General features: G+C 70.1%; 16 protein-coding genes and 6 pseudogenes. 9 read left to right on the top strand and 13 right to left on the bottom strand.

Annotated elements, in window-relative coordinates:
* Positions 1-34: 34 nt before the first annotated feature.
* Positions 35-997, bottom strand: a complete 963-nt coding sequence (locus ACMTAK_RS03690; RefSeq protein ID WP_413804793.1) for an AraC family transcriptional regulator — start codon at positions 995-997, stop codon at positions 35-37.
* A 127-nt stretch (positions 998-1,124) separates the two neighbouring features.
* Here ACMTAK_RS03690 and ACMTAK_RS03685 point away from each other — a divergent pair, with 127 nt between their 5' ends.
* Positions 1,125-1,970 (top strand): oxidoreductase, encoded by an 846-nt coding sequence (locus tag ACMTAK_RS03685; RefSeq protein WP_413804792.1) that lies wholly within the window; start codon positions 1,125-1,127, stop codon positions 1,968-1,970.
* A gap of 51 nt (positions 1,971-2,021) precedes the next feature.
* Here the strand turns inward: ACMTAK_RS03685 and ACMTAK_RS03680 are convergent.
* Together ACMTAK_RS03680 and ACMTAK_RS03675 are read right to left on the bottom strand one after the other, a co-directional pair.
* A pseudogene (locus ACMTAK_RS03680) lies at positions 2,022-2,114 on the bottom strand (IS5/IS1182 family transposase); the annotation flags it as partial.
* Between the two features lie 107 nt (positions 2,115-2,221).
* Complete coding sequence (locus ACMTAK_RS03675; protein WP_413804791.1) at positions 2,222-3,283, bottom strand: sodium:solute symporter family protein; 1,062 nt, start codon at positions 3,281-3,283, stop codon at positions 2,222-2,224.
* On the opposite strand from ACMTAK_RS03675, the pseudogene ACMTAK_RS03670 reads away from it, so the two are divergent.
* The 4 genes and pseudogenes from ACMTAK_RS03670 to ACMTAK_RS03655 form a co-directional block, all read left to right on the top strand.
* Positions 3,234-4,224 (top strand): annotated as a pseudogene (locus tag ACMTAK_RS03670) (glycerate kinase); the annotation flags it as partial. The gene ACMTAK_RS03675 and the pseudogene ACMTAK_RS03670 sit on opposite strands and share 50 nt — an antisense overlap.
* Positions 4,225-4,300: 76 nt before the next feature.
* The gene (locus ACMTAK_RS03665; protein WP_413804790.1) at positions 4,301-4,789 is read left to right on the top strand and encodes a hypothetical protein; all 489 of its coding nucleotides are present in this window, start codon (positions 4,301-4,303) and stop codon (positions 4,787-4,789) included.
* 213 nt (positions 4,790-5,002) lie between these two features.
* Positions 5,003-5,362 carry a hypothetical protein gene (locus tag ACMTAK_RS03660; RefSeq protein ID WP_171072531.1) on the top strand — a complete coding sequence of 120 codons (360 nt, stop codon included), beginning with the start codon at positions 5,003-5,005 and terminating at the stop codon, positions 5,360-5,362.
* Positions 5,359-6,025, top strand: a pseudogene (locus tag ACMTAK_RS03655) (nucleotidyl transferase AbiEii/AbiGii toxin family protein). Before ACMTAK_RS03660 ends, ACMTAK_RS03655 begins: the two are co-directional and overlap by 4 nt.
* A 38-nt stretch (positions 6,026-6,063) precedes the next feature.
* On the opposite strand, the gene ACMTAK_RS03650 reads toward ACMTAK_RS03655, so the two are convergent.
* From ACMTAK_RS03650 to ACMTAK_RS03625, 6 genes and pseudogenes are all read right to left on the bottom strand, one after another.
* Positions 6,064-6,408, bottom strand: coding sequence for a hypothetical protein (locus ACMTAK_RS03650; protein WP_413804789.1), 345 nt, complete (start codon positions 6,406-6,408; stop codon positions 6,064-6,066).
* 279 nt (positions 6,409-6,687) lie between these two features.
* Positions 6,688-7,251, bottom strand: coding sequence for a glutamine amidotransferase (locus tag ACMTAK_RS03645; RefSeq protein ID WP_413804788.1), 564 nt, complete (start codon positions 7,249-7,251; stop codon positions 6,688-6,690).
* Between the two features lie 52 nt (positions 7,252-7,303).
* A pseudogene (locus tag ACMTAK_RS03640) lies at positions 7,304-7,348 on the bottom strand (hypothetical protein); the annotation flags it as partial.
* A gap of 227 nt (positions 7,349-7,575) precedes the next feature.
* Entirely contained in the window at positions 7,576-9,411 is a 1,836-nt protein-coding gene (locus ACMTAK_RS03635) for a hydroxysqualene dehydroxylase (protein ID WP_413804787.1), read from the bottom strand.
* Between the two features lie 163 nt (positions 9,412-9,574).
* Positions 9,575-10,441 carry an NAD(P)H-binding protein gene (locus ACMTAK_RS03630; RefSeq protein WP_413804786.1) on the bottom strand — a complete coding sequence of 289 codons (867 nt, stop codon included), beginning with the start codon at positions 10,439-10,441 and terminating at the stop codon, positions 9,575-9,577.
* Positions 10,438-10,881 carry a nuclear transport factor 2 family protein gene (locus ACMTAK_RS03625; RefSeq protein ID WP_413804785.1) on the bottom strand — a complete coding sequence of 148 codons (444 nt, stop codon included), beginning with the start codon at positions 10,879-10,881 and terminating at the stop codon, positions 10,438-10,440. The genes ACMTAK_RS03630 and ACMTAK_RS03625 overlap by 4 nt, the downstream gene beginning before the upstream one ends.
* 129 nt (positions 10,882-11,010) lie before the next feature.
* Here ACMTAK_RS03625 and ACMTAK_RS03620 point away from each other — a divergent pair, with 129 nt between their 5' ends.
* The gene (locus ACMTAK_RS03620; RefSeq protein WP_413804784.1) at positions 11,011-11,847 is read left to right on the top strand and encodes a helix-turn-helix transcriptional regulator; all 837 of its coding nucleotides are present in this window, start codon (positions 11,011-11,013) and stop codon (positions 11,845-11,847) included.
* A gap of 624 nt (positions 11,848-12,471) precedes the next feature.
* Here ACMTAK_RS03620 and ACMTAK_RS03615 read toward each other — a convergent pair.
* Positions 12,472-13,161: pseudogene (locus ACMTAK_RS03615) on the bottom strand (TetR/AcrR family transcriptional regulator); the annotation flags it as partial.
* A 65-nt stretch (positions 13,162-13,226) separates the two neighbouring features.
* Here ACMTAK_RS03615 and ACMTAK_RS03610 point away from each other — a divergent pair.
* Positions 13,227-15,295 (top strand): annotated as a pseudogene (locus tag ACMTAK_RS03610) (MMPL family transporter).
* Positions 15,296-15,444: 149 nt separating this feature from the next.
* On the opposite strand, the gene ACMTAK_RS03605 reads toward ACMTAK_RS03610, so the two are convergent.
* Both ACMTAK_RS03605 and ACMTAK_RS03600 read right to left on the bottom strand, forming a co-directional pair.
* Positions 15,445-18,801 carry a molybdopterin-dependent oxidoreductase gene (locus tag ACMTAK_RS03605; RefSeq protein ID WP_413804783.1) on the bottom strand — a complete coding sequence of 1,119 codons (3,357 nt, stop codon included), beginning with the start codon at positions 18,799-18,801 and terminating at the stop codon, positions 15,445-15,447.
* A gap of 286 nt (positions 18,802-19,087) precedes the next feature.
* The gene (locus tag ACMTAK_RS03600; RefSeq protein WP_413804782.1) at positions 19,088-19,984 is read right to left on the bottom strand and encodes an aminoglycoside phosphotransferase family protein; all 897 of its coding nucleotides are present in this window, start codon (positions 19,982-19,984) and stop codon (positions 19,088-19,090) included.
* A 163-nt stretch (positions 19,985-20,147) separates the two neighbouring features.
* On the opposite strand from ACMTAK_RS03600, the gene ACMTAK_RS03595 reads away from it, so the two are divergent.
* Positions 20,148-20,417, top strand: a complete 270-nt coding sequence (locus ACMTAK_RS03595; RefSeq protein ID WP_413804781.1) for a hypothetical protein — start codon at positions 20,148-20,150, stop codon at positions 20,415-20,417.
* A gap of 191 nt (positions 20,418-20,608) precedes the next feature.
* Here the strand turns inward: ACMTAK_RS03595 and ACMTAK_RS03590 are convergent, their stop codons facing one another.
* Positions 20,609-21,175 carry a hypothetical protein gene (locus tag ACMTAK_RS03590; protein WP_413804780.1) on the bottom strand — a complete coding sequence of 189 codons (567 nt, stop codon included), beginning with the start codon at positions 21,173-21,175 and terminating at the stop codon, positions 20,609-20,611.
* A 306-nt stretch (positions 21,176-21,481) separates the two neighbouring features.
* On the opposite strand from ACMTAK_RS03590, the gene ACMTAK_RS03585 reads away from it, so the two are divergent.
* Positions 21,482-21,700, top strand: coding sequence for a hypothetical protein (locus tag ACMTAK_RS03585; RefSeq protein ID WP_413804779.1), 219 nt, complete (start codon positions 21,482-21,484; stop codon positions 21,698-21,700).
* Positions 21,701-21,804 lie beyond the last annotated feature (104 nt).

Genomic DNA, 21,804 nt, shown 5'->3' with positions numbered 1-21,804 from the left:
TCCGCCACATTTTCATTTCCCTGCGCTCCCGGTTTCAGGGCGGCGCCACGTGTGGGCCGTCACGGTCGGCGCCGACGGTGCGGCGGTAGCGGCCGGGCGTGGTGCCTGTGATGCGCTGGAACGCGTGGCTGAACGAGCTTTCCGAGGCGTAGCCGAGCTGGGCGGCGAGTGTTGCGATCGTCGCGTCCCCGTCATGTAGCGCCCGTTCGGCCAGGCGCATCCGCCAGCGGGTCAGGTAGGTGAGTGGGGGCTGGCCGGCGGCGGCGCGGAACCTTGCCGCGAAGGTGGAGCGGGACATCGCGGCGGCGCGGGCGAGTTCTTCCAGGCTCCAAGGCTGCCCGGGTTTGCTGTGCATGAGGGTAAGAGCCGGGCGCAGCGCCGGGTCGCCGAGCAGATTCAGCCAGCCGGGTTGGGGCGCGGCCTGCTGTTCCAGGGCCAGCCGCAACACCTGGACAAGCAGCAGTTGCGCGTACTGCGCGGCGGCGAACGCGGCCCCTGGCCGGCCCGCGGTGCTCTCCTCGAGTAGCCGGTGCAGCAGGCCCCGCAGTTCGGCTGCCTCCGGGGCGCGGCCCATGATGCGGGTGACGCGGGGCAGTACGGACAGCAGCAGTTCCTCGCCGCCGCTGTCCGCCTCGACGTGGCCGCCGATGACGACGACCTCACCGCCGGAGCCGACCTGCTTCAGCGCTCCGCCGGACGACACGAGGGCTCCGTGCGCTTCGGCAGGCGGGATGGCGGGGTCGCTGCACAATACGAAGGCACCGGCCCGGCCAAGTACGACCGCGTCTCCTGCCTCGAGCAGTTCCGGCTGCCGGTCGTCGGCGAGGAGCCAGCAGCGCCCTTCCACCACGGCATCGATCTTGAGCGCGGCTCCCGGCCGGAATCGTACCGACCACTGCCCGCCGGCGCGGAAGCCGCCCGCGATCCGGCAGCGGGCGCGGACGAGGGTGAGCGCGTCAGACAGCGGATCAGAGATCACCTTCATACTCTCGCGCATTTTATTCGGACTATCAAGCATCCAAAGTACGGAGGCGTCGCGGCATGCTGGAAGGCAGTCAGAAGACGGCGGAGTTCGCAGTGGCCAGTCGGCAGCGGCCGGTCGAATGAGGAGAAAGGGAACGGTCATGAACGTGTGGCTCATTACCGGTGCGTCCCGCGGCCTCGGCCGGGAGATCGCCAGGCAGGCCCTCGACCGCGGCGACGCGGTCGTGGCAACCGCCCGGCAGCCGCAGCAGGTGGCCCAGGCCCTGCGAGGTTACGACGATCGCCTCCTCGCCGTCCCGCTCGACGTCACCGACCCGGACCAACCGGCCGCCGCCGTGCAAGCAGCGGTTGAACAGTTCGGCCGCATCGACATCCTGGTCAACAACGCCGGACGCGGGCTCCTCGGCGGCGTCGAGGAAGCCAGCTCCGAGGAAGTCCAGGCCGTGTTCCAGGCCAACGTCTTCGGGCTGCTCGCAGTCACCCGCTCCGTGCTGCCGGTCATGCGGGCCCAGAAGGCCGGCCGCATCCTCAACATCAGCTCAGTCGGCGGATTCGCCCAGGCGCCCGGCTGGGGAATCTACGGAGCCACCAAGTTCGCCGTCGAGGGACTGTCCGAGGCGCTGCGCGCCGAGGCAGCACCGCTCGGCATTCAGGTCGTCATCATCGAGCCGGGCAGCTTCCGCACAGACTTCCTCGACGGCAACTCCCTGCACACCACCCGCCGGGTCATCGAAGACTACGCCGCCACCGCCGGACACGTCAGGAGCCAGGCAGTCCATCGCAACCACACCCAGGTGAACGACCCGGTTAAGGGCGCGGCAGCGATCGTGGTGATCGCTACGGCCGACAGCCCGCCCGCTCGGCTGCAATTGGGCGCAGACAGCGTCGCAGCCGTCGAGGCCAAGCTCCAGCAAATCACCGAAGAGCTGAACGCGTGGCGCGAGCTCGCGGTCTCGACTACTTATCAGGACACTGCCTGTTACTGAGACACGCTCCTAGCGTCCTGAGTCTTGGAGGCCGCGGGGATAGGAGGCCGAGGCGAGCAGAGGGGAGCCGTGATGGTTGGCGCCGGCCAGGACACGACCGAGTGGAATGGCGTAGCCGTCAGTTGCGGGACTGATCCTGAGCCCAGGGAGCGGAGGGGACCGGCAAGCTCGCCCACTCCACACAGGCTGCTCCTGGTAACCGGCGAAGTCGGTGACCAAGAGCAGCCTGGCGCGTGATCGGGGGGAGCGGGTCAGCCGGTGCCGGCCGTGGCTTCGGGTTCGGGGCGCAGGGCGGCGGTGGTTACGGGGTCGGGGCTCACGGTGCGGGTGATGGCGGAAGTGGCCACCATGACCACGGTGTTGAGGACGAGGGCGACGACGCCGACGTTGAGGTCCTTCACCGCCTGGGGGAGTCCCGGCAGAAGACTGCCCACCGTGACTCCGGAGAGCGTGGCGACGGCGACCGTGGTGACTCCGACGACGATGCCCGCCGCCGCTCCCTCCTTGGTGATGAACTGCCGTGGCGCGAGGCTCGCCAGCAGTGCGGGGAAGAGCTGGGTGACCAGTGCGTAGCCCATGAGCAGCAGCGAGACGATCGAACTGCCGCCGTTGAAGGTGAAGTAGAGGGAGACCAGGGCGAGGGCGGGGACGAGCAGCTGTGCGAGGCGGCCGATGTGCTTCTCGCTGGTGTGGGGACGGGCCAGGCGGTAGACGTTCTTCGCCAGGCAGGTCGCGGAGGTCATGAGCAGCAGGGAGCCGGGGACCAGCGTGGTGAGCAGCCCGGCGCCACCGACGATGCCGAGGAACCAGGAGGGGAAGGTGGCGGTGGTGATGCGCAGCAGGGACAGATCCGCGTCGGCGCCCTTGAGGCCGGGCACGACCAGGATGGCGGTGAAGCCGGCGAAGAAGACGAAGAGCAGGATGAGCTGGTAGAGCGGCATGAAGATGGCGTTGCGGCGGAAGACGCGTTCGTTCTGGGCGCTGTAGGAGGCGCTGAAGGTGTGCGGCCACATGTAGAAGCCCACCGCCGAGAGCGGCACGGTGGAGGCGAACCACGAGGTGCTCATGCCGCTGGAGGGGAGGGTGAGGAGCTGAGGGTGGGCCTTGTCCACCGCGTGGAACATCTCCCCGACGCCGCCGTAGTAGTGCATCGGCAGGTAGATGCCGAGGATGAGGACGACCGCGAGGATGGCGACGTCCTTGAGCACCGAGGTCCAGGCCGAGCCGTGGATGCCCGAGATCGTCCCATAGAGGGTCAGCGCCACCGTACCGGTCGCCGATGGCGGTGACGGGACGGTGGACGCCGCGGTCATGGCCGGGTTCGGCCGGCGCGAGGTATGTGTGACCGGACCCGTGGGCGAGCCGGTGACCGCCGCCCCCTGCGGAACGGCGCCGCGGTCGTCGAAATGGCCGAGGCGTCCGGGCTGCGACACCTCCCGGCGGGCGGCTTCGTGCCGCTCACCGCCACGTCGTACGGCACCGGCGAAGTGCTGCGCGCCGCGCTGGACACCAGGGCCCGTTCGATCGCCCTGGGCGTCGGCGGCAGCGCGACGACGGACGGCGGCACGGGGATGCTGGCGGCGCTCGGCGCGCGGTTCCTGGACGCCTCCGGCGCCCCGATCGGCCCCGGCGGGGCGGCGCTGGCCCGGCTCGCGAAGGCCGACCTGTCCGGTCTTGACCCCCGGCTCGCGGAGGTGGACCTCGTGCTGGCGAGCGACGTCGACAACCCGCTGCTCGGACCGAAGGGCGCGGCCGCGGTCTACGGGCCCCCAAAGGGCGCCTCCCCGAAGGAGGTGGACATCCTCGAGAGCGCCCTGCGCCACTACGCGCGAACGTGCGGAGCGCTCGGCACGGCCGAGGAACCCGGGGCCGCTGGGGGCCTGGGCTTCGGCGCCCTCACCGCACTGCGGGCGCGGTTTCGCCCCGGAGTGGAGGTGATGCTGGACCTGCTCGGATTCGGCGAGGCCCTGGCCGGAGCGGATTTGGTGATCACCGGTGAGGGCTCCCTGGACCACCAGACCCTCCACGGCAAGGCACCGGCGGGTGTCGCCTCCCGGGCCCGCGCCCGCGGCCTGCCCGTGATCGCCGTCTGCGGCCGGTTGTCCCTGGACCCGGCCCCCTTGAAGGCCATCGGCATGCACGGGCCTACGCCCTGACCGAACTGGAGCCCGACGTCCCCCGCTGCCTCGCACAGGCGGGGCCCCTGCTGGAGCGGGTGGCGGCGCGCATAGCGAGGGACTTCCTGCCCGTGTGAAGCCGACGCGGCCACCTCGAGGCTTATCCGGGCCCGGCACGGAGGTGTCTGTGCGATCTGAGTAGCATGCCGCAGCGTGGCAGATATCCACGAGGTTCTCCTTACGGCCGAACTTCCAGCTGACCTGACAGAAGTCGAGATGGCCGAGCTTCGCTGGCACCTTGGGCATGGCTCGCGCCCGGAGCGGTTCACCATCGTGGTGGATTGCTGGCCGATGGTGACTATCGACGAGGAGGGCGAGCCCCTGCCTGAAGGCGAGTGGGAAATCGACCGGTACCCGCTGCTGGCAGAGCGTGGACCTGCCGATCCGAGGATTGGCGGAGTTGTCTTCTCGGAGCTGGCGCGTCGCGATGGACCAACTGACAGCGGCTGGGCCCTGTCCTCGCGGCAGATCCTCCACAGCGACGATTTCACCCTGCTGGAACAGTTGCTGCAATGGTTGCGAAGGCGAGCGGTTGGGCACGCAGGAGGACCGGTCTGCTTCAGCTGCCACACCCGCTTCTACGAGGACGGTCCCGCCCTCAAGCCGGTGCTGCTCGATGAGGGGGGATTGGCGATTCCCTAGAGTCGATCGCCCTCTCGACGGTGTTGCGCACCGCGCACGCCGCCCGCGAAGGAGTGGAACGGCCGCACCCCACCGTTCAAGCTGACCTGCGGCGAGCTCGAAAGTCTCGGAGGGGGACAAGCCCCTCCCGGGCGGAAGCAGAACCGATCGGCGTCCGCGCCGGGTGTGAGGCCCGGGACGGCCCGCGTCATCCATACTGGTTGCATGTCCGCCATGCCTGCCGCCGAGCCGTCACCTCCCGCCGCCCAGGTGCTGCGGCAACGCTACGCGCGAAGGCTTCCCGACGCGCTCGGCCGGCTGGCCGGGCCGGCCCACGGATCCGTCCAGCTGCCGCTGCATGTGGCGTGGTCGGGACTGACGCGGTTCGATCTGGACCGACCACGGTCGAGGATGAGCATGTACCGCACGGTGCTAGCCGAAGGGCAGCACGATGACCTGATCGCCCTGCTGAACCGGGATCTTCTCATCGACCAGTGGCCCGTCCTGCGCACGCTGATCAGCCGGGCCATCCGTGATGTGTGGGAGGAGGCCTTCCCCGAACTGGCTTCGGCCCGCCCGGGAGCCGCGGCGTGAATCTCAGCGATCTCCACCGCAGGCTCCTCTCCGACGTCCTGGCCATCGGCACCCCCTACCCCCTTGGTCATCACCGGCGGGTACGCCGTCCAGGCGCACGGCCTGGCCGACCGGCTCAGCCGGGATCTCGACGTGGCCACGGAGAACCCCGCACCCATGGCGGAGATCACCCGCTCCCTCGTCGCCGGGCTGACCGAGCGCGGCTGGCAGGTCAGAGAGGTGGGCGTGGACCCGCTCTCCGGCCTCCTCGTGGTCACGGATCCCGCCAGCGGTGAGCAGTGCGAGGTCGACATCCTCAAGGAGGCGTTCTGGCGCCCACCCACAGAGAAACGAGTGCGGCCCCGTCCTCGCCCTGGACGACGTCATCGGCACGAAGGTGCGCGCGCTGGCCGACCGTGGCGCCGTGCGTGACCTCATCGACGTCCACGCCGCTTCCCGCCTCCACACCACCGCGGACCTGGAGCGGCTCGGCCGCCGCCACGCCCGCGACGAGTTCTGTCTCGAGGATCTCCAGGCTCGTCTGGCGGGTGCGGAGTGGTACGAGGACGAGGAGTCATCGCTTACGGCCTCACCGAGACGGACACGGCCACCTTGCGGGACTGGGCTCGGGACTGGGCCGACGACCTCACCCGGCGGCTGCACGAGGAGACCACGGACGACTGATCGGCCTTGACCGGGGACTCGGGCCCGCCAGGGCCCGGTCACCCGAACACCGCGTCATGGAAGGCGATTTCCGCCTCCAGCATGCCGGTGAACCAGCGGGTCAGCCGCTCCTGGGGGATGTCGTCCGGCAGGGCGTCGACCTCCGCCGCGAGAGCCCGTACCCCGTCCCGGAACGCCTGGTCGGCGTGGAGCGCCACCCAGGCGCTGATCGCGCCGTCGGGGACGGCGCCGCGCTCGTGTGCCCGGGAGCACCAGGTGAGGTAGAGGGTCTCCGCGGCGAATAACATGGTCATCACCGCCGGGTAGCCGCCTTCCCGCGCCACGTCGAGTGCGTACCGCGACAGCACCTCGGCGCGCCGGGCGGCGTCCGGCCGGGCGGGCACGGGCCAGGCGGCGCGGGCGTCGCGGAAGTAGTCCGCCTGGGTGGTGGTCAGCGCGTGGACCGCATGTGCGTTGCGCTCCAGCGCCGTCCGGTCGGGGGCGCCCCATACGGCCAGTCCGTGCAGCCGGGTGGCCCGTCTCCACGGACGCGGCCTCGATCTCCAGGTAGTCGGCGTAGTCGGCGTCGCTGATCGTGCCGCCCGTGACCTCGGTGACGAAGCGCATGCGCAGCGCCTGTTCCATGACCGGTGAGGCGGCCTTCAGAAGCCGCTCGGACCGGCTCAACGGGAGAGCCATTCGACGAGGCCGCCGAAGACCCGGGCGCAGCCGTCCCACTCCTCGCAGAACGCCGCGGGCGCCCAGTGCGGGGAGCAGTCGGAGGTGAAGACCGCCGAGCGTCCCGCGCCGTATTCGGCCACCGCCACCAGGGGGTCGCCGCCCAGGGTGGCCAGGACGTCGGCGCCCGGACGTGTCCGGACGCGGTTGTAGCCGAGCAGCGGCGGCCATTCGCCGATCACCCCGCCGAGGGCGGGATGGCCGGTACCGACGGCCGACGGGCGGCCACCGGCGGGGAGTTCGACGCGGTCGTCCTCGGGCAGCAGCTCGACCGGCAGCACCTCGTGCAGCGCGGCGTTGCGGTAGGCGGCCTTGCCCTCGAAACCGGTGAAGGAGAGATAGCCGCCGACCATCAGCAGCCCGCCGCCGTCGCCGACCCATCCGCGCAGTGCGTCGATCCGGTCGGCCCCCGGTGTGCCCCGCTCGAATACCTCGGGGGAGAGCTGGAAGGAGTTCGCCCCGATGTCGGAGAGGATGACGACGTCGTAGCCGGCGGGCGCCTCGGGCATCGCCCGGGAACTGCCCGGGTACCAGATGCGCGGGCAGGTGGGTGACCTCGTGCCCGCGGCTCTCCAGCGCCCGGCGCAACGGCTCGACTCCGGTCACATAGGTACTGGTGGTGAACGAGTCGACGCCCTTGATGTGTGTGGACTGCTGCCAGAGGCCGTCTGGGGTGAGGAACTGGGCCGCGTCGCCGCGTCGCCGGCACCGAGCCTGGCGTCGGGCAACAGGAGCGGGCCGAGGGGGCTGCCTGGTCGCGATCCGCAGGCCGAGGTGGGCCGCCGCTCGGGGCGGCCGCCCTTCTGGCTCAACTCGGTGCCGGGTGCCGGGTGCTATCCGAGGTCGAAGGTGTTGGGCAGCCCCAGGCGATAGCGCACCTCGTCGACCCGCTTCAGGGGCTCCATCTCCGGCGGCCGGAACAACTCCCAGATGTGACACCGTTCGGCGCCCGAATTCTCCGCGTCCAGGAGTGCGTTGACGGCGCGTCGCGCGGACTCGTTGGCGCCCTCCATGGTCGCCAGGTCCACATCCGTACGGACGTAGTCGCCCGCGAGGAAGAAGTTCGGCACCGCCGTCCTCGCCGACGGGCGGTGGTAGAGGGTGCCGGTGGGGTGGATGAGGAGCTGTTCGCGGTTCTGCGGATCGGGGCCGCCGAGGCCCGTCACCGCCGGGTCCATGAACCACCCGAGACGGTCCTCGTCCCGGAGCGTCGTCTTGCCGGAGTCGTTCAGCCCGTCCTTCAGCTGGGCCCACAGTTCGGCGACGATCTCGTCCTTGGTGCACTCACGGGCCGTCTTGCCGTACAGGATGCCGGGCTTGTCCCACTCGGAGATGATCGCGGACAGGCACTCGTGGGCCTGCCCGTCTCCGTAGTCGCGCGAAAAGTCCCGCACATCCCAGAACTGCGCCTGGCCGATCCCGGTGACCGCCCACGGGGAGTCGAGGCAGTTGATGTGGCCGTGCACGACGGGGGTGGGCGTGCGCAGGTAGAACATCACGCCGGTCATCCAGTCCGTCTTCAGCGCGTCGCACCGCCCGAGCTGCGGGTCGGCGGCGCGCAGGGCCGGGCCCCAGGTCACGCGCGCGTGCTCGACCGGGAGGGCGGAGATGTAGTGGTCGGCGGTGATGGTGCGCTGCCGGCTGCCGTCGCGCGCCGCCACCCGTACGCCGGTCACCCGGCCGCCGTCGTACACCACCTCCCGGACCTCGGTGCCGAGCACGAACTCGACGCCCAGGGAGCGCAGATACCTCTCCCAGGGATCGATCCACGCCTCGCTGGTCGGGGCGTTCAGTACCCGGTCGATGTCCGCGTCACCGTCCATGCCGCGGCCGAGCAGGCCCCACAGGAGGAGGGCCTCGATGATGACACGGCCGACGGTGCGGGTGGAGGCGATCTCGGCGCGGGTGGCGACGAGGTTGCGGGTCTGGCCGATGCCGAGGAGCACCTGGTACTCGCGGCTCATCTCGCCGGCCCGGATGAAGTCCCACCATGCGACCTTCTCCCACTGGTCCTCGCGGCGGGCGTCGCAACTGGTGAGGTGGACCAGGAGGCGGTCGGCGAAGTAGGCGGCCTCGTCGGCGGGCAGGTGAGTGGCGAGGTCCAGCACCGACAGGAGCTGGTCGCGGATCCAGGACGGGGTGAGGTCACCGGGGGCGGGCGGGGTGGTGGCCCGGCGGAGTGGGAAGTGCAGGTCCGGTCGGCCGGAGCTGTGCGCGAACAACGCCTCCGTACCGCTGCGGAGGTTGCCGTGAACGCCGCTCGCGTTGCCGGGGAAGGGGATACGGCGCATGGTGTCGGGCAGATTCCGGTAGAAGCCGGGGAAGAAGCGGAAGCCGTGCTCGGCGGGAAGCGGCTTGCGGCCGCCCGTTCCGGTCCCGGGGACGTCCATTGAGCGGGCCTTGCCACCGAGGGCGTCGTAGTACTCGTAGACCGTGACCTCGTAGCCGCGTTCGGTGAGTTCATGGGCGGCGCTGAGGCCGGAGACTCCGCCGCCGAGGACGGCGACGCGCTTGCCGGAGGAGGCCGCGGCGGCGCTGCCGGCAGTCCCCAAGGCGCCGACCGTTCCCCCGCCGACGACTCCGGCGACGGCTCTCCCGGTCGCCGTCAGGAAGCGTCTGCGGCTGTGTCCGTTGTGCCGTGGGGACTGCTGCGCGTTGTCCGTTGTCATGAACACCGGAGAGTAAGGAGGGGTTCCGGAAGCCGGAAGCCCTATTTCCTGTCACCCACAGCATCCTCACAAACGCAAGGAGACAGCGAGCCGAGCGTGATGCCGAGACGCGGGGCCGGCATCGCGGCCGGGCGGCCTTCGTCGTGCCGCCGACCACCAGCGGTCAGCGCTCGGGCATCCCCGTGCCCGCCCACTGGGTTGCGTGCTCCTGGACGAATTCGGCGAAGGTGCGGGGCGGACGGCCGGTCAGGTCCAGCACCGCGGTACTGACCTGGTCCTCCCGACCAGCCCTGATGCCGTCTTCCACGGCGGCGATGGCGGCGGCGAACTCGGCAGACGCGCCCGCGGCGCGGTAGTTGGCCGCCTGCTCGCCGGTCCCGATCGCCACCACTCGGACCGGCCGTCCGGTGTGGCTGGTGATGATCGCCGCCACCTCCTGGAGGCTCATGGCCTTCGGCCCGGTGAGCAGGTGGTCACGCTGGTCGCTCGGCTCGACGCCGGGGTCGGCCAGCAGGGCGGAGGCGGCCGCGGCGATGTCCCGTGCGTCGATCCAGCCCACTCGGCCGTCACCGGCCGCGGTGCGGATCTCGCCGTACCGCCGGATCCGCTCGCCCACCGGGTGCGGGCTCAGGAAGTTCTGCATGAACCCGGACGCGCGCAGCACCACCCACCCTGGCCGGGCCCGCACCCGCGCGGCCAGCTCCAGCGCACTGGGAGCGTTCGGCAATACGATGGCGGAGCCGAGGAGTACTACCCGGCGCACGCCGAGGCGTTGCGCCTCGGCCAGGAACGGGCCGACCAGCGGCATCGGGTCCACAGTGTTCACCGGAGGCACCAGGAAGACCCGGTCCACCCCGCGCAACGCGGCCGGGTGGGTGGCCGGGTCCGCCCAGTCGAACCGGACCGCGTCGGGATCACCGGCAGACGGGTGGCGGCTGGCCACCCTGACCGGCACACCGCTGCCGCGCAGCAGTTCCACCAGTGCGCTCCCGGTCTTCCCGGTGCCGCCGGTCACCAGCACGCCGGTCATCGGACCGTCTCCGAACGCAGCGAATCGAGCAGTTCGGGCAGCGTCCCGGCCGCTGTGGCATTGGCCAGCGGGTTCCAGTAGTCCCGGAAGCGGGTGATCAGACCGTCCTGGACGGTGATCACCACGATGTAGTTCATCCGATAGGGCTCTCCGGTGCGCACCGAGCGCCCAGTCGCGTGGTACTCCACCACAACGGTGTCCGGCCGTTCCGTATGGTGCACGGTGATCGCGGGGATCTCTCGCACGTCATACACCTCGGGGAAGCCGGCCAGGTAGCCACGGACCGCTTCCCGCCCGACCAGCCGCCGCGGCGAGGCCCCGGCGGCGAACGGGAACTCGGCGGTGCCGTCTTCCGCCCACAAGTCGGCGACGGCGTCCATGTCCTTGGCCAGCATCAGATCCAGCAGTCGGCGCATCGTTTCCTCAGGGGCGCGCGGCATGGTGTCCTCCAATATCCAACGGCGTGTGAAGTCCAGGCTGGACGCGGACCTGCCGCCGGGGAACTGACGGCTGAGCCCGGGACCGCCAGTCCGTGGCTAAGCCGGGCACCTCCTGCCACCATGAATGGGGTGAGCAGAAGCGAACTGGCCGACTTCCTGCGCCGCCGGCGGGAGGCACTGCCCCCTGACCAGGTGCCGGCCACGGCCATCCACCCGCCGGGCCGCCGTGCCCGGCGCACTCCCGGACTGCGCCGCGAAGAGGTGGCCGCACTGGCCGGGGTGTCGGTCAACTACTACGAGCGGCTGGAGCAGGCCCGCGCACCGCGCCCGTCCCCGCAGGTGCTGGCCGCGCTGGGGACGGCACTGCGGCTCACCGACGCCGAACGCGAACACCTGGCGCGGCTGGCCGGCCAGATCCCGCCCGGCACCAACGCCGATCGCAGGCCGGTGCCCGCCGACGCCCACCGGCTACTGAACCGGCTCGGTCCGATACCCGCCTACCTCGTGGACGAGCGGCAGGACATCGTGGCCTGGAACAGAGCGGCAGCCGAGTTGATCATCGACTTCGGGCTGCTGCCCCCCGAAGAGCGCAACACCGTGCGGCTGTCCCTCCGGCTGGGCGACTCCCTCTGTTCGGCACCGGCCGGCGCGGAGGGCGAGTTCACTCGGCAGTCCGCCGCCCAACTGCGCACGGCCAGCGCCCGCTATCCGGCCGACCGGGTCCTCGGCGAATTGGTCAACGAGTTCGCCGCGCACAGCCCGGACTTCGCCGCCGGCTGGCGCGACCACGACGTACGCCCCGTACCGACGCTGCGCAAGCATCTGCACCACCCGGACCTGGGCGAACTGGAGGTGGAGCGCCACACCCTGCTGCTGCCCGGCAGCAACGTGCAGTTGGTGATGTACACGGCGGAACCCGGCAGCCCCACCGCCATCGCGCTCGCCCGGGCCAGGACCCCGCAGTGAGCCCTTCCCCAACCTGTAGCCGCGGAAATCGGGGAGGGCGAGGGCAGACATGAGCCATAAGCGGAGCACAAGATGGATTCGGCGAGGGCCCGCGGGCGGCCAGGCGCTCGGCGAGCAGGTCGGTCCAGCGCCGGTCCGCACCGGGAGTGGAGCCGAATCCGTCGACGCGGGAGTCACCGATGACGGCGATGGCCTTCGTCGGTGTGTCGGCAGCACTTCCACCGCCGTGATCAGGGCTTGCGCCGGCGAGGGGGCCGCGTCCGTGGGTACGGACGCGAGGCGGTCGCGTCGCCGGGGAGGGTCCAGCCGAGCGCATGGAAGGTCCCGTGGCAGGTGCAGGTGTCGACTCGCTCAGGCAGGTGGAGGCTGATCGTCAGCCGAGACAGCGGGGGTTGGCAGATCGCCGGGGTCGCTGAGGATCGGTGCGCCCGCCGGCACGGTGGTGGTCAGCTCGCCGCTGAAGGTCACCGCGCGGTCGCTAGGACAGAGCGCAGTCGCCTCGGCGAGCTGCGGGCGAAGGCGGCGCGGGCGGCGGCGTCCGCTGGTGGACCGTGTCACGGCCCGGTTCGACGACGTGGCTCCGGCATGGCCGGTTTGGTCAGCGGCATGCGGCGGGGCCACGGGTGCGGGGATCCGGCGGTGGATGCCCGCGAGCAGGTTCCGCATCGCCATGCGGAAGATCTCGGCCTGGTGGTCACCGACGAAAGAGGTGTGCCCGAACACCTCCAGAACGACGAGGCCGTGCAGGTGTCCCCAAGCGCTCAGCAGGAGAGCGGTCGCGGGGGGCGGCAGGTACCCCAGACCGTAATGTGGCAGCTGTTCCAGATGTGTCCGGAGCGAGGACGAGAGCGCGGGAGTGTCGGCTGCGGCAAGTTGCTCCGTGGTGAACCCATCGAACATCTCGCGCTCGAAGATCGAGCTCATCCGGCGCGTCGCCTGGGTGGTCGGGCCCTCGGCGGGTGCCGCGTAGTCCCGCAGCGGTGTTCCGTACAGGAGCTGGAAGCGCTCGGGATGGGCGATGGCCCATCGGCGGTACCCCTCGGCCGCGACCACCAGACGCGGCGGGACCGGGTGGTCCGCCGCGGTGTCGACAGCGGCCTGCACGGCATCGGCCAAGTCGTCGTACGCCTTGGTGACGAGCGCCGTGACGAGGGCGTCCCGGCTCGGAAAGTAGTGGTAGAGCGCCTGCACGGTCATTCCGAGGCTGCGGGCGACCGCTCGCAGGGACAGGGCCGCGGGTCCGTGCTCGGTGATGTGGCGCTCGGCGGCGTCCAGGATCTCTTGTGTGGCCGCGGTCAGGCGTCGCTGGCGCAGGGAGGGCGGGGCAACTCCGGCCGATTCGCGTCGCTTTCACGTATGGACACCAAAGGAGATCGTGCGTGTTTGAACGCATAGCCGAACTGGCGATTCGCCGGTCCCGGCTGGTACTCGTCGTCGCCGTCGTGGCTGTGGCCCTCATGGGTGCCTGGGCGCCGGCGCGTTCGGCAAGTTGCTGAGAGGTGGCTACGATGACCCGGCCTCCCAGTCCTCCCGGGCCGGGAAGGTCATCGACGAGAAGTTCGGCGGGGAGACGAACCTGGTCCTGCTGGCCCGTGCCTCCGAAGGCCGCATCGACGCCCCGGCCGCCCAGCGCAGTGGCCGGGCCCTGGTGGCCGACCTCAAGAAGGAACAGAACCTTGTGAACGTGATCTCGTTCTGGGACACGGCCAGCCCCGACCTTCGCTCCGAGGACGGCCGCGAAGCCATGGTGCTCGCCCATGTGCAGGGTGACGACACCAAGCGGGATGAGAACGCCAAGAGCGTCATCGACGCCTACACCGGACCGTACGAGGACGCACTCACGGTCCAGGTGGGCGGCGGCTCCGCAGTGACCAGCGAGATGGGCATGCAGTCAGGCGAGGATCTCGTCCTGGCCGAGTCCATCGCCGTGCCGCTCACCCTGCTCCTGCTCCTGCTCGTCTTCGGCAGCATGGTCGCAGCCCTGCTGCCACTGGCGATCGGAATCATCGCCATCGCGGGCACGTTCGCGGAGCTTTTCGTCCTCGGCAGCGTCACCGATGTCTCCGTCTTCGCGGCACTCCTGGTGTTCCCGCAGTATTTCCTGCGCTCGTTCGGCTATGCCGGGGTCGGTGTCGTCGTCATCGCAGCCGTCAGCACCCTGTTCGTCATGCTGGCCCTGTTCGTCGTCCTGGGGCACCGGGTCAACAGCGGACGGCTGCCGTGGGCGAGGGTGAACCGTGAACGCTCCAACACCCGGGCACCCATGTGGGGACGGCTGGCCGGCACCGTCATGCGGCGGCCCGCGCTCACCGCGCTGCCCGTACTCGCGATCCTGCTGCTCGCGGCAAGCCCGCTCCTTGGCATCACCTTCGGCACACCGGACGAACGCGTGCTGCCCGATGACGCCGAGAGCCGCCAGGTCTCGTCCGTACTGCGGGAGAAGTTCAACGGCAACGACGACGCGGCCCTCCATGTCGTCATCGACAAATCCGTGAGAAAGGCCCCACTGGAGTCGTACGCGGTCGAACTGTCCGGGCTCGACGGCGTCGTCCGCGTCGAGACCAGCACGGGAACCTACGTCGCCGGACGGTCCACGGCGACCGCCCCCGGCAACACCGCCCTCGGCCGCCCCGATGCGCAGCAGATCAACGTGGTGAGCACCCTGTCACCGAAGTCCGACGAGGCCCAGAGCCTGGTCCAGACGGTGCGGGCGGTCGCCCCGCCCGCCGGATCACACCCCCAGGTGGGCGGAGTCGACGCCGTACTGGTCGACTCCAAGGACTCCGTCGGCAGTCGGCTGCCGATCGCCGTGGCCCTGGTCACCGTCACCACCTTCCTCCTGCTCTTCCTGTTCACCGGGAGCGTCGTGCAGCCGCTGCGTGCGCTGCTCCTCAACCTGATCAGCCTGGGAGCGACCCTCTGCGTCATGACCTGGATCTTCCAGTACGGCCACCTCTCCTCCCTGCTGGGCTTCACGGCCCAGCCGATGGATGTGTCCATGACCGTGCTGATGTTCTGCATCGCCTTCGGCCTCTCGATGGACTACGAGGTGTTCGTCACCAGCCGGATCAAAGAACTCCACGATCTCGGCGAGGACAACGAGTCCGCGGTGACCAACGGCCTCGGCCACACCGGACGCATCGTCACCGCGGCGGCCTGCCTGCTCGCGGTGAGCTTCTTCGCGTTCGGGACGGCCAAGCTCAGCTTCATGCAGCTGTTCGGCCTGGGCAGCGGACTGGCCATTCTCATCGACGCCGTCGCCGTACGCGCCATCCTCGTTCCCGCCGCGATGCGCTTGCTCGGCCACTCGGCATGGTACGCGCCCGGCTTCCTGCGAAAGCTCCACGGGCGGTTCGGCCTCAGTGAAGGTGGCCCCGCGCCCGAGCCCGCGGCTGCGCCGGAGCTCGTGACCGAGTCGCCGTACGGGAAGAACTCAACGCACGTCTGACCACGCGAGACCCCCCACGGACTGCCCGCCTCCCCCCGGCACCGGAGGCGGGCACGGTCGCGCGTGGGGAGCGCCGCGGCAGTGCTGCCGGAGTTCGCCGACACCCCAACCAGCAGCCCCACGAAGTTTGCCGTCTTGGCCGAGTAACCCTAGATGTCGAGCACGATGTCCGTGACCGGCATCGCTTGGCAGGTCAGGACTTGATCGCCGGGCAGGTCGTCGGCCGGCGCCACCAGGTGGGCGACCTTGCCGTTCAGGACGGTGACGGCGCAGCTCTCGCACTGGCCGAGGCGGCATCCACTTGGCATCGTCAGGCCTGCCTTCTCGCCGAATTCGAGCAGCGTGCCGTCTGCCCGGGTCCAGGTCAGTTCGCGGTCCGAGCGGACGAAACGTACGGTCGCGGCGGCGCCCGCCGGGAAATCGACGTTGCGCGTAGCGGGCTGGAATCGCTCAGCGAAGATGTCGAACTTCGGGACTCCGCGAGCCGTCAGCCCGGCGGTCACGGCGTCGATCATCGCCTGGGGACCGCAGATGTAGAAGCGGGCGCGTCGGCGGATCAGCTCCTCGTCGATGTGCTCGGCGGTGACTCGGCCGGAGGCCGAGTAGTGCACGCCGATCACGTCCTCGGCATCCGGGCGGCTGTAGTAGTCGATCACGGTCAGCCGCGGGATGGCCTTGTCGAGCTTCCGCAACCGGTCCGCGAATGGGTGGGTCCTGCGATTGCGGTTGCCGTAGTGCAGGACCACCTCGGGGACCGAGCCGCCGGTGGACGCCAGTGTCTCGAGGTAGCCGAGGAAGGGGGTGATGCCGACACCGGCCGCGAGCAGCACCACCGGTTGGTCGTGGTCGACCGGGATCGCGAACAGGCCGGACGGCGCGGTCACCAACACCCGGGCTCCGGCCGTGAAGTCGCGGTGCAAGATCGGGGAGAACGCGCCGCCGTCGATCCGTCGGACCGCAAGCCGATACGTTCCGAGTTCGTCGCTCCATGCCGCGCCGGTCAGCGAGTAAGCCCGGGTGGTGCCAGGGGCACCGGCCTCGGCGAGGGTGATGTGCTGGCCGGGCCGGAACTCCGGCAGCGGACGGCCGTCGGCCGGGCGGAGCAGCAGCTCCCGGATGTCTTCGGTCATGTCGTCGGCCGACTCCACGATGAACTCGCGCGGCCCGGACCATGTTTCGGTCGGTATCCGGCGGATGTCACAGGGGGTCGAGCGCAGCGGCACCGAGCCGCTGATCGGGTCGTGTGAGGTGTCGTCGATGAGCAGGTTGTAGTTCTGTCCGCCGTTGGCCAGCGGGTCCGACCCGGGGAGTGCGAGGTCGGGAGCGCTCTGCCACCATCCGTATTCGGCGACCACCGTGTCGGGGTGCAGGCCGGGGTCGACCCGGGCACGCATCCGCACGGCGGCTTTGCGCGTCGTGATCTCCACCAGGTCACCGTCGGTGATGTCCCGGTCCGCGGCGGCCCGCTCGCCGATGTCGACGAGGGGTTCGGGCGAGCGCTTGCGCAGTGACGACAGCCCGCGATGCTGGCTGTGGCAGAAGTAGCCGTTCTTGGCGCAGCTCAAGGTGAGTGGCAAGTCGGGGTCAGTGGGTGGTCCGGCGGATTCGGGCAGCGGGGAGTAGCCATGGTCGAGCAGCCGCTGTGAGTACAGCTCCACCCGCCCGGTTGGTGTGGCGAATCCGGTGACCTGCCCGTCGGGTGCGGTCTCGGCGTACTTCCGGTACCGCATCGGCAGCGGCACGTCCATGCCGCCGGGGGCCGCGCGGAGCTTGCCCACGGTGAGGCCGAGGGGTTCGAGCTGATGGTTCCACGCCGCCTGGATGTCACCGCCGAAGAATTCGTCTCCGAGACCCAGGCGGTTGGCGAGGTCGAAGACGATGTCGAGGTCGGAACGGGACTCGCCGAACGGGTCGAGCATGCGGGGGCGTAGCTGTACGCGCTGCTGGGCACGGTGCGAGACCTCGAAGCCGGCCCGCAGCCCTTCTCGCTCCCAGGGAGTGTTGGCGGGCAGGAGGATGTCGGCGAACTGCGCCGTGGGGTTCTCGAACAGGTCGATGTGCACGCCGAATTCGAGCCGCCGCAGGGCCTCGGCCATGCGCACCGGATCGGGCTGGGACAGCAGCAGGTTCCCGCCGAAGGAGACCAGGGCCCGCACCCGGTACGGATTCCCGTCGATGATCGACCTGCACAGGGCCCGCGCGGTGACCCAGCCGGACGCAGGGGGGCCGAGGGGGTGCTCGTCGAGGCCCAGTGCCTTCACCGCCTGCTCGGGTGTCGGCGGCAGGGCCATCCTGGCGAGTGATTGCTGCGGCAGAACGACGTTCCCACCGGGTGCGTCGTAGCAGCCGGTGAGCGCGTACAGGGTGGCGATTGCGCGTTCGGTCTGTGTCGCGTCGGCGTGCTGGCCGACTCCGGTCCAGGTTCCGTAGCTGACCGAGCGTGCGGTGGCCAGGTCGTCGGCGAACGCGATGAGCGTGTCGGGGTCCACCCCTGTCACCGATGACGTGCGCTGGAGCGGCCAGGCCGCCACGGCGTCGAGGTAGTGCTGGAACGCCGGTCGGCAGGTGATCGTGCCGGAGCGAGTGCGGACCCGGTAGGTGCCGCGCAGAGCGAATCGCCGCGGAGCGACGGCGGCCCAGGCGGTGTCGTACGGCTCGGGCCCACGGCCGTGCTCGTCCCACACCACGTAGCCGACGCCGCCGGGGCCCAGCTCGTCCGCCCGCAGGAAGCGGCCGTCGCCCTCACGCACCAACAGCGGCCCGTTGGTCCATGCCCGCAGGAACTCCTGGTCGCCGCCGTGGCGGCGGAGAACGAGGTCGGCCAGTCCGAGCGCCAGGGCGCCGTCGGTGCCCGGCCGTACCCGCAGCCAGTGGTCCGCCTGCGTCGCGTCGGCCGAGCGGCGCGGGTCGATGACGGCCAGGCGGGCTCCCCGCGCTCGTGCCTCGGCCAGGGCAGCCGACCGGGCCAGCCAGGTCTTGGCCGGGTTGTGCCCCCACAGCACCGTCAGGTCGGTGTCGGCGAAGTCCGGGGCCGGCTGCGCGCTGCCGAAGGTGAAGGCGTGCGCGAAGTCCTTGTGCCAGTTGCAAATCTCAGTCGCGTAGCAGACGTTCGGACTGCCGTAGAGGTGGATGAACCGCTCCACCCAGTCGATGGCGTCGCTCATCGGGGTACCGCTGGGTGAGGTCACCGAAAAGGCGACGGACTCCGGCCCGGTGGTGTCCCGCAACTCCGCCAGCCGGTCGGTGATTTCCGCCATCGCCTCCTCCCAGCTGATCTCCTTCCACCCCGGATCGGGGTCGGCTCGCGGTGTGGTGCGGCGGAGTGGCCGGGTCAGCCGAGCCGGGCTGTGCACGAGCTCGGGCGCCGCCCGGCCCTTCGGGCACAGCGCCGTACCCGTGGGGTGGTCCGGGTCCGGACGCACACTGACCATCGCCCCCGATTCGATGGTGTAGATCGCGCCGCAGCGTGACTTGCAGAGGGTGCAGTAGCCACGTGCCTCGGTCATCGGGATCCTCCGTGGAAACCCCCGCCTTCAGGCGGGGGAGGTATCGGACTCCTGCGCAGCGGGGCAGGGAGAGCCGAGCCGCCGCCGGGGCGATTCGGCGTCGACTGCCGACAACCAGTCAGGTGGTCACAAGTTGATCTGCTAGTTTGTGATTTATGATCACTCACGTGAAGTAGCCGGCGTATCGGTACCGCTTCTACCCGACCGAACAGCGCTGGTGCGACTGCGGCCGAAGGGAGCCGTCGCTCCCGCGCTAAGATCGAGAACAAGTTCAAAGAAGCGTGCATCAAACGCCCTTCAGAACACGATCAAGTGCCGCCTGGCCTACAGGTCCCCAGTTCGGCTTGCCGCCGGGAAGGCCCCGATCTCCGTTCTGCCCCATGAGCATTAGGAAGAGGCTCTTCATAGCGGCCAGCCCGCGGGCGCGCCGGATCGCCGCCTCGTCTGCATGCGCGTACATGTCGAAGAACCGCGCGGTCATGCCCGCAGGTAGCAGGACCCATGCGGCGGCGAGATCCCACGCCGGATCGCCGGCGAACAGGGCACCGAAGTCGACGACGCCCGTGAGCGTGCCGTCCGAGACGACGACGTTCGCGGGATGGAGGTCGCCGTGCACCCACACCGGCGGGCCCTCCCACGCGGGGGCCGCTACAGCCTCGTCCCAGACGGCCCGGACGTCGTCGGCAATACCGTGGGGGGCGACGGCCTGGAAGAAGTTCTCGAAGCCGTCCGTGCAGTTCCTGGGATGGGCACCGCGGTCCGTAGCGATCGGCGCCTCGGCGGGCGCCTCCACATGGAGCGCCCGGAGGAAGCCCGCCAGCGTGTCGGCCGCGTGGGCGCTGCGACTGATCGAGCCGTGGTCCAGCGGCTCGCCGGGAACCCACGTCATCACGGTCCAGTGCTTGGGGAAGCGCTCGGACGGTTCACCGAACCGCACCGGGGCCGGCACCGGGAGCGGCAGGCGCGGGGCCAGCACGGGCAGCCACCGCCGCTCCTTGAGCTGGAGCTCCGGGGTGACGTCCATGCGCTGCATGCGCACGACCAACTCATCCCCGAGGCGCCACATCTGGTTGCCCCAGCCGCCCGCCACCTCGCGGATGGCCAGCCCTGCGAGGTCTGGATGTTGTTCCTGCAGCAGGTCACGGACCAGGTCTGCGGTGATCTCGATCTCGGTGTCGGTCATGCGAAGTCACAGTACTGAGGTGGCAGGCGGAGCGGCTCTTGCTCTCCGGAACGTCTCGCTGTGATTCCTCTGCCATCACTAATTCGGTTTCAGAGAGCTGCAGATCAGAGGCTTTCAGACGAAACGGCCCCCAAAGTTCAGAGAAGCCTGCATCCGTTGTCCTGTGCTCCAGCTTGATCCGCAGCAGCGACCTCGCCTCATCGAGATCATCCCCAACCTCCGGGACCGCATCACCGAGGCCCGTGCCAGCGGCTGGCTCGGCGAGGTCGAAGGACTCCAGGTCAGTCTCAACGCCGCCATGGCCAAGCTCACCAGCCTCAACCGGACCTCCACCGACGGCCGACCGCAGCCGGTCGATCTCGGCATGCCGGTATTCACAGACCCCGCATCGCTGCCCCAACCGGAGACGGGAAGACCCGGACCCTGGGCCTGACTCCTCCGCGCCGACACAACAACGTGTCCCGCCTGAGCGGGACAGGCAAGCGGTCGGTCTCACCCCACGCTGACGGGCTGAGTGCGAGGCCACGGCGTCGATAACGCCACTCGTCGATCATTTGGGGGCCACTTTGGTCATCCGTCAGTTTCTGTTTCTCAAGAACCAGTCGATGGCGTCGACATGTTCGCTCAACCAGGCGATCTCAAGATGCAGCCAGTCCCCGGGCTGGTGACGCGTCCGGCACGGTCATGCATGTCGCGCTCCTCGACCCGGGCGACAAGGCACCTGCCGAAGCCCTGACGGTCCTCGTCCTTAAGCCCGTACGCGTCGAGGAAGGTGCGCAAGAGGGCCAGATGGCTGTCGCTGTCGAGAGGGCGGGCGATGTCGGCGCCGGGCAGCCACAGCCAGGCGGCGTAGGCGAGGTCACGCGTGCGGGGGCCGGGCGCCGCTTGGTCGAAGTCGAAGGCGGAGACGGCGATGCCGCCGACGAAGGCGACGTCGAGCGGGGAGAAATCGTTGTGACACACCGTCTCCTTGCCGCCGGCGATCGGCGTGCCGGTGGTTGCGTCGTGCAGTCGGCGCAGCAGCTGCGCCGCGGCGGTGATCTGGGAGGTCGACCAGTTACGGGCCCGGAAGGCGGTCGTGACTTCACCATGCTGAAAGCTGAGGATTTCGCGGCCCTTGGCATCGGTTCCGAGCAGCCTCGGCGCGGCGTCGGAGCCGACGGTTTCCAGATGCTGGATAAGCTCGTGCACGAACGGCGAGTGCGGCCCGACTGGTCGGTGGCTATTCCAGTGTTGGACAGGTCCTCGCTGATGAGGAGGGCCTCGTGCTCGCGGAGAGTGAGGACATGAGGTGTTCGCGCTCGGAGGCACGCCGGGGCGGCGGAGAGACGTACGCGTTCGGCGGAGTGGCCGATCAGGGCGCGGGTGACGGCGGAGGCCAGGAGAGACTCGCCGCGGGCGATGGTGCGCGACGCGCCGCTCAGTTCGGGCGGTGGGGCGTCCTTCAGCAGGAAGCCGTCGGCGTCGACGCGGAGGGCCTCGTACACGTACTCGTCGATGTTGACGGTCGCGACGACCTGGATCTTCGCGGGGCTGGGGGTGCCGCGGAATGCCGAGGGCATCGCGGCGGCGCTCGAGGGCGAGCGGCGGATGGAGTTCTACCGCGAGCTCCTGGCGGCCGCGCCGGAGGACGCCGAGGGGGCCCTGCGCCGCTGGTGGTGCGAGGCGATGCTGGACACAGGCCGTCCGGTGGCCGGTTCACCGAGGCCGCGCTGAATGGCACCCTGCACAAGAGTGTCGCGTCGCCGGGCAGCCGGGCTGCCCGTTGGGTGAGGCGCACGGCCAGGAGCCGGAGGTCCGGCCCTGCGAGCTGTCCGGAG

The organism is Streptomyces lacaronensis (assembly GCF_047337785.1).
GTDB lineage: Bacteria > Actinomycetota > Actinomycetes > Streptomycetales > Streptomycetaceae > Streptomyces > Streptomyces lycopersici.
The sequence above is the reverse complement of the archived record's forward strand: the minus strand, read 5'-3'. Positions and strand labels throughout refer to the sequence as shown.